Below are 7,635 nucleotides of genomic sequence, written 5' to 3'. Positions count from 1 at the left end.
ACACCGATTCCTACAGTTACTCCCACACCGATTCCTACAGTTACTCCCACACCGAGTCCTACGGTTACTCCCACACCGAGTCCTACGGTTACTCCCACACCGGAACCTACAGTTACTCCCACACCGGAACCAACATCAACTTCCACATCCCAACCTACGGTTACTCCCACATCCCAAGCAACAGCCGTATTTGATCCCTCGACGAATTTTACTGTCGGGCTAACGTTAAATACAACCAAACCCAGTGGAGAAGTCCAACAGGGGACAAGTGATAATGATGAAATACTCGGCACAGATGAGAATAACTCGATTAACTCAGATGCTGGGAATGATCAGGTGTACGGCTATAAAGGCAATGATTACATCGACCTCGGTAGCGGAGATGACATCGCTTATGGAGGAAAAGAAGATGACTACATCACAGGTGGTGAGGGAAATGATCTCATTTTCGGAGATGAAGGCAAAGATGTCCTAATCGGAGATGACGGTAATGACATCCTCTTAGGCGGTAAAAACGATGACTTTTTACAAGGAGGCAATGGTGATGACCAGATGTTTGGCGGTCAAAACGATGACTCCCTCCAAGGCGGTGACGGTAAAGACACCCTATTCGGAGATATTGGCAGCGACATCTTAGAAGGCAATGCAGGTGATGACCTGCTCTTGGGTGGAGAAGACCAAGACACTATGTCTGGTGGTGCAGATAATGACACCCTCTATGGCGGTCAAGCCAATGACCTTGTAGATGGAAATGAGGGCAATGATATCCTATTCGGAGATTTAGGGGATGATACCCTCGATGGCGGTGAGGGTAACGATGTCTTAACCGGAGGTCAAGGTAATGACTGGTTAGTTGGAGCCGGGGGCGATGACACCCTAACTGGTGGTGCGGGTAATGACCGCTTCTATCTGGCCAGTAGTTTTGGGAATAACCTGATTACCGACTTTACGAACGGAGAGGATATTATCGCTTTAACCGGAGGTCTAACTTTTGAACAGTTAGAAATTACCTCTTTTAACGGCTCGACTCTGATTAAAATCGCCAGTAGTCAACAACAGTTGGCTGAACTGCTTGGAGTTGATAGCAACTTGATCGGTGAGAGCAATTTTGTTCTCGGATAATAGTCATTAGTGTAGAGACGTGCCACGGCGCGTCTCTAACACTGATCATTTTTTACCTGGGCGTGTGGGTTTACTCCTTCACGCTTTAATTATCGAAATAACCCAATCAAACGTTTGGAGAACTTGTTGTAATACAGTTTGATCTTCTAAGTTGGATAACTGTAATGTTGGTTCTCGATATTCTGTAGGTTCTAGGGGAAGAGATAAACCAATAGCACTCAATTTATTTCTGAGTTCTAACCATTTTTTCTCTTGATCAAAAGGAGGTTGAGAACCATATTTATTAGAGGAAATTTCTAAACGTCCTGAAATATCAACGCTAAATAATTTTAAAGGTTTTCGACCTTTTTGTTGGAGTAAAGCCGTAAACCCCCCATAAAGATCACCTGTTCCCCACTGTATAATAATTTCGGGTTCTTGACGTTTTGCCCAGTTGTGAATTTCTTCAGCCATTTCTGCTTCATCCAAGCCTCGGCGCACTTGGAATTCTTCAAAAAAGGAAACTTCATCCCAACGACGGCGTTCGACCGTCGCACTCAATTTTTTTTGTTGAGCTTCTGCTGTCTGACCAATTAACCGAGGAACTAAGGTTTTTAACCCCTCTTGACTGACATATTGTTTAATTTCTAAAGCTAAAACTTCCACTAAATCCGTTTGTTTATTCAAAAATTCTACAACTCGCCTTAAGGGACTAGCAATATCATCCGCAACAAACACTAAACGGAGTTTTCCCGCTTGCAAATTCGTTTTAACTTTTTGCCAAAATCCATCTTCATTCAGATCAGAACCGAGAAATTCTTCAAAAACTTGTTCGGGATCTCGACCCTGTTCTCGACAGTTGGCTTCAAATTGAGCAATAATCGATTCTATCGGCCAATATAAAGCTAAATTTGCCGCATAATCTAACATTTGACCGATCATTTTTTGTCGGGTTTCCGCAGTCCGACTGCGTTTAACCGCAACAATTGTGGGAATAGAATCTTGATCCAAAAATAAATGATCAAATGACCAGCGACTACCATCATCTTCCTCAGCAGAAATGGTAACATCGCGTGAAATTAATAACCATCGTCGAGATGTCACCCGATCAATTTCATCCCCTGCTAAGAGATTAGGATAGGTTTCTAATAATTCTTGTATTTGATCTTCAGAATCATAAGGCTGTTCCATCATTTCCACCAGCCGATCATCATCCTGAATCAGATAAATCCCTCCACCCATATTATTTACCTGCTTGAGTCATGCTTCAAAAGTGGTCAAGTTGTTAATATTTCCCTGTAAATACCCGTTGTGCTGGCCCTGTCATGTACAAATTTTGATGATCATTTGACCATTCAATGTCAAGACAACCTCCGGGTAATTCTACTGTAACAATAAGATCGCAATTTTCGGTTAAAACTCCAGCAACAACAGCAGCACAAGCTCCAGTTCCACAGGCCAGAGTTGCGCCAGCACCGCGTTCCCAGACCCGCATTTTAATATAATTTCGCTGAACCATTTGAATAAATTCAGTATTTGTGCGTTCGGGGAAAACGGAATGATGCTCAAATAGGGGGCCGATTTCTGAGAGTTTGATGGCCGCGACATCCTCAACAAAGGTAATACAGTGGGGGTTTCCCATGCTGACACCCGTGATATTCCAAGAGTGTCCCGCCACTTCTAAGGGAATATTCACGACTTTTTCATCGGCGGCGGCTAAGGTTGTGGGAATTTCTTTGGCCAAGAGTCGCGGAAGTCCCATATCAACTTTAACTTGGCCATCGGGTTGTAATTGGGGGGTAATTACACCCGCTAAAGTATCGATTTTGTAACGGACTGGGGATGTGATCTGATCTTGATTTTCTAACTCAGCAATAAATTTAGCTAAACAGCGAATTCCATTGCCACACATCTGAGGTTCTGACCCATCGGAGTTGAAAATTCGCATGGTATAGTCAGTGGTGGGGGTTCCAGGTAGGGCAAAAATCACCCCATCGGCACCAATGCCAAAATTGCGATCGCACAGTTCTACGGCTTGTTCTGGAGTGATTAGGGGTTCTGATTGATGGCGATTATCAATCAAGATAAAATCATTGCCTAAACCGTGATATTTGGTAAATTTAAGGGTCATGACTTCCTCCACTGCTATCCTTACCAGTATCCGTTTAACGTTGGAAGTATAGTGAGCAACAGATTGAAAATCTTGAAGGGCTCACTCCTTTCTATTATGGTTTGTAACGTTAACTTTTAAACAACTCTTATGTCTGAATTCAATACTGATTTACCCAGTATTCGCAAAGTCCAAAGCTATACGAAGGATAAAAATGCCGTGGAAATCAAACTGCTTACTAATGATGTTCTCGAAGGGGTCATTCTTTGGCAAGATCCTAACTGTCTGTGTTTACAAGATCAAAATAACAAGCAAATCCTGATTTGGCGCAATGCGATCGCCTTTATTCGTCCTAAGTAGAGGACAAGGGGACAAGGGGACAAGTTGATCGGCTCGTAACTCTTAACTTTTACACTGATCACTGATCACTGATCACTGATAACTGATAACACCCTGATAATGTCAAAATGGGGAGTGTAGCCTTGCGTTAGGGACGCTTTGGAATTGTGGTTTTTAAAATTGGTTTATTAGGACTAGGGACGGTTGGGACAGGAACCGTTGAAATTTTGTTGAGTCCAGAGGGTCGTCATCCGTTGTTATCGGAGTTAAGTTTGCATCGGGTGGGGGTGCGATCGCTGTCTAAAGCCCGGAGTGTTAATATACCCGAATATTTATTAACAACGGATTTAGAAGAAATTGTCATTGATCCGGCGGTTGATATTGTTGTGGAATTAATTGGCGGTTTGGAACCAGCGCGATCGCTGATTTTACAAGCCATTGAAAACGGTAAACACGTTGTCACCGCCAATAAAGCCGTGATTTCCCGTTATGGAAGTGAAATTTTTGAAGCGGCGAATGAAAAAGGGGTTTATGTGCTGTTAGAAGCAGCCGTTGCTGGCGGAATTCCTGTGATTCAATCTTTAAAACAATCGTTAGGTGCAAATCGAATTCATAAAGTCACGGGAATTATTAATGGCACGACTAATTATATTTTGACCCGGATGAAAAATGAAGGGGTAGATTTTGCAGAAGTCTTAGCCGATGCTCAACGCTTAGGATATGCAGAAGCTGACCCCAGCGCCGATATTGATGGGTTGGATGCTGGGGATAAAATTGCAATTCTGGCGTCTTTAGCTTTTGGAGGCAGAATTAAGTTAGAACAGGTTTACTGTGAAGGAATTAGAAAGGTGACGGCGACGGATATTGCTTATGCAGAAAAGTTGGGATTTGTCATTAAGTTATTAGCGATCGCTTCGCGAGATCCCCACGCCACTCCTGAGCAGGATTTATTATCGGTTCGAGTTCATCCGACTTTAGTTCCTAAAGTTCATCCCTTAGCGAGTATTAATGATGTTTACAACGCGATTTTAGTCGAAGGTGAACCGATTGGACAGGTGATGTTTTTTGGACGGGGAGCCGGATCGGGGCCAACAGCGAGTGCAGTGGTTTCTGATCTTTTAAATATTATTGCTGTCCTACAAATGCAAGAAGCAGAGGTCGTGAGTCCTGTTGTTACTCATGAACTAATGACTTGCACCCATCAACATTACTGCAAAATTGCACCGATGGTTGATTTAGTTACCCGTTTTTATGCTCGTTTTTTAACAAATGATTCTCCGGGGGTGATCGGGAAAATCGGAACCACTTTTGGTCAGCATAATGTTAGTTTAGAGTCAATTGTTCAAACGGGATTTCATCAGAATTTAGCGGAAATTGTCGTGGTGACTCATGATGTTCTGGAAGGGGATTTTCATAAAGCTTTAAATGAGATTCAAAGCTTAGATGCAATTGAGAGTATTCCTACTATTTTACGGGTACTTTAGAGATTTTCTCCTCTGGGCACAGAAACCGGGTTTATAACGAAAATTAAAGGGTTAAAAACCCGGTTTCTGGGGTCATTTATGTTGAATAATAATCAGGGTAAAATTATTTTCGTTTCCCTGTTCCCTGTTCCCTGTTCCCTGTTCCCTGTTCCCTGCTTTATATTATTTAAAATCTCTTCGTCTTAAACCTGTAGACCGAATTTGAACTTGACAACTTAAAGGGGATGTGGTGAAATCACACTGATAATAGGCGAGTAAATCTCCTTGAAGATTACAAACTCGTAAATTATAACCATAACTGCGGGTGACATTAGCAAATCGATTTACGAATACATATTGTCCTAAATAGCGTTCTGCATTCCAATTTTCTCGATCTACAACTAAGGTGACAGGAGAGTCTAAATAAAGATTAGGTGAAATTTGAATAACGCTATTTTCAATATACCACGTTTGTAGAACTTTATCCCCATAGAGTTGTTCTGCTAACCAAAGACTGGGGATGCTAGGTTCGGTTTGGGAGAGAGGAGGAAAGGGTAAAACCGCATCTTCTGAAAAACAGGGTTTAGGAGGTTTATTGAGGTCAACAGGTAAACTTTCTTCCTGGATGGGTGTTTGCGATCGCACCGGAATAATTAAACTATTAAAAATAAAAATACAGGTCAACAATTGAGTTAATTTAGGGATGGAATTCATAAATTAAAAGAGGATAAAAGCAACCACAAAGACACGAAGACACGAAGAAAGAGAGAAGGATTATTAAGGGTTTTTCGTGATTTTTATTCCCAAAGTCTTCTTCCTGATTTCCCGTTTAATTGTTCATGGGTATCTTTTAATAAGGTGGGAATGTCTAATTGTTCGGGACAACGGGGTAAACAGTCCCCACAGTCGTTACAATGATTGGCTTTACGACCGGGAAACCAATGACCTGCATTTTCAAACATTCGATAACGATATTTGCCAAAGTCGGTCATATCATACGCAAGGGCTAAATTTCTTAAGCGTAGGACTTCGGGAATATTAATCTGTTCAGGACAGGGTAAACATTGATAACATTGACTACATTGATTTGTTCCTAATTTTTCTATTTTTTGAGCTTCTAATTGTTGAAAAATAGCAAGTTCTTCTAGGGTAAGTTTACCATCTTGATCGGCAATTTTTAAGGGTTGATCTAATTCTTGGGGATTAGCTGGCCCTAAACTTAAGGTGGTAATGCGGGAATCACTTAATAAAAAGCGATAGGTTAAGGTTAAGGGAGAAATCGGATCACAGAGAGTTTTTAAGGTTTCTGGGGGGTTATAAAGTTGTCCGCCTTTATCCCCAGGAGAAATAATAAATATCCCCATATCTTTTTGAGAGGCTAACTCAATAGCGATCGCATTTCGTTGAAAAAAATAGTAATAATGCAGATTGACAAATTGAAATAAATCTGTTTTTATGGTGGCTAAAATCACTTCTAGGGGAGCGTGAGTTGAAAACCCTAAATGATGAACTCGACCATCGGCGATCGCTTTTTCAACTCCTGATAGTCCTTGCAGGGTGTATTCGAGGTGTTCTCTGGTGTTAATTCCATGAATGGCTAAACAGTCAAGGTAATCTAAATTCAGGCGTTCTAGGGACTGATCAATCTGTTTTTCTAACTGATCTGGGTTGGCAGTGGGGGGGATTTTTGTCGTAATATAAAGTTGCGATCGCTTGATGGATAAACCCGCTAATAGGGCTTCCCCTAAAAAAGATTCGCTTTGACCATAACCTCTTGCTGTTTCAATATGATTAATTCCTAGAGAGAGAGCCTTTTCTATTGTTAAATAGGCATTTTCTGGGGATGACAAATAACGCATTGTTCCCAAGGTAAATACCGAAAGATCCAGATTTGTTTTGCCAAACCGTCGATAACGCATTACTAATTGTTAACTGTTGACTGTTGGCTGTTGACTGTTAGCAATTGGGATAGACTTTTTAACACAGCTTCCTGTTTTTTTGCACCCTAAACCCCATCACCCTGTTATTGCATTTCATCGGTTTTGTTGAGTTCTGAACGTTTAATTAAATCTGAAGGACTCAAATTAGATACAAAGTCTCGAAACGCTCGTCTTTCAGCCTCATCTGCGTCCCTATCTACAGGAATAGACGCATCTGCAATGACTTCTTCCATCACCCAAATGGGGCTATCGGTGCGTAAAGCAATAGAAATTGCATCACTCGGACGCGCATCAATTTCCTTTCTAATTTCCCCTTGACGAACAATTAACACGGCGTAGAAGGTGCTATCTTGCAGGGAATGAATCACAATTTTCTCTAGGGTCATATCCCAAGTTTCGAGAAGATTCACAAATAAATCATGGGTCAGGGGTCGGGGTGGTTTGTGATTTTCTAAAGCGCCGAGGATGGATTTTGCTTGATCTTGGCCCACATAAATCGGTAAAGCACGTCTCTCGACCGCATCCCGCAGTAAAATAATAGGGCTGCGTGTAGCGGCGTCGAGTGCAATTCCAGCGACTTTCATTTCAATCATCTAAAACCTCACGGGAGAAGGTAAACCGCGACGTTTTAACTCGCGGATGAAGTTTGACTCGCAGTTTTTCAACTGCTTCCCCTGTTTGG

Annotated in this window: 8 protein-coding genes; 3 read left to right on the top strand and 5 right to left on the bottom strand. The window is 41.8% G+C overall.

What is annotated here, in order from left to right; genetic code table 11:
* The coding region (locus PL8927_RS25750; RefSeq protein WP_269322037.1) for a calcium-binding protein at positions 1 to 1,122 on the top strand (1,122 nt) is incomplete at its 5' end.
* Between the two features lie 78 nt (positions 1,123 to 1,200).
* Here PL8927_RS25750 and PL8927_RS25745 read toward each other — a convergent pair.
* Complete coding sequence (locus tag PL8927_RS25745) at positions 1,201 to 2,343, bottom strand: hypothetical protein (protein ID WP_083626640.1); 1,143 nt, start codon at positions 2,341 to 2,343, stop codon at positions 1,201 to 1,203.
* A gap of 43 nt (positions 2,344 to 2,386) precedes the next feature.
* Complete coding sequence (gene dapF, locus PL8927_RS25740; RefSeq protein ID WP_083626639.1) at positions 2,387 to 3,232, bottom strand: diaminopimelate epimerase; 846 nt, start codon at positions 3,230 to 3,232, stop codon at positions 2,387 to 2,389.
* Positions 3,233 to 3,361: 129 nt separating this feature from the next.
* Here dapF and PL8927_RS25735 point away from each other — a divergent pair, with 129 nt between their 5' ends.
* Complete coding sequence (locus tag PL8927_RS25735; protein WP_083626636.1) at positions 3,362 to 3,571, top strand: Hfq-related RNA-binding protein; 210 nt, start codon at positions 3,362 to 3,364, stop codon at positions 3,569 to 3,571.
* A gap of 146 nt (positions 3,572 to 3,717) precedes the next feature.
* Positions 3,718 to 5,034 carry a homoserine dehydrogenase gene (locus PL8927_RS25730; protein ID WP_083626633.1) on the top strand — a complete coding sequence of 439 codons (1,317 nt, stop codon included), beginning with the start codon at positions 3,718 to 3,720 and terminating at the stop codon, positions 5,032 to 5,034.
* A gap of 162 nt (positions 5,035 to 5,196) precedes the next feature.
* Here the strand turns inward: PL8927_RS25730 and PL8927_RS25725 are convergent, their stop codons facing one another.
* The 3 genes from PL8927_RS25725 to PL8927_RS25715 form a co-directional block, all read right to left on the bottom strand.
* Positions 5,197 to 5,727 carry a hypothetical protein gene (locus PL8927_RS25725; protein ID WP_083626631.1) on the bottom strand — a complete coding sequence of 177 codons (531 nt, stop codon included), beginning with the start codon at positions 5,725 to 5,727 and terminating at the stop codon, positions 5,197 to 5,199.
* Between the two features lie 83 nt (positions 5,728 to 5,810).
* Positions 5,811 to 6,932, bottom strand: coding sequence for an aldo/keto reductase (locus tag PL8927_RS25720; RefSeq protein WP_083626629.1), 1,122 nt, complete (start codon positions 6,930 to 6,932; stop codon positions 5,811 to 5,813).
* Between the two features lie 104 nt (positions 6,933 to 7,036).
* Positions 7,037 to 7,546 carry a bifunctional nuclease family protein gene (locus PL8927_RS25715; RefSeq protein ID WP_072719862.1) on the bottom strand — a complete coding sequence of 170 codons (510 nt, stop codon included), beginning with the start codon at positions 7,544 to 7,546 and terminating at the stop codon, positions 7,037 to 7,039.
* Between the last annotated feature and the right edge of the window lie 89 nt (positions 7,547 to 7,635).

The sequence above is a fragment of the Planktothrix serta PCC 8927 genome (assembly GCF_900010725.2).
GTDB classification, from domain to species: Bacteria; Cyanobacteriota; Cyanobacteriia; order Cyanobacteriales; family Microcoleaceae; genus Planktothrix; species Planktothrix serta.
This window is presented reverse-complemented; position numbering and strand designations above follow the sequence as displayed.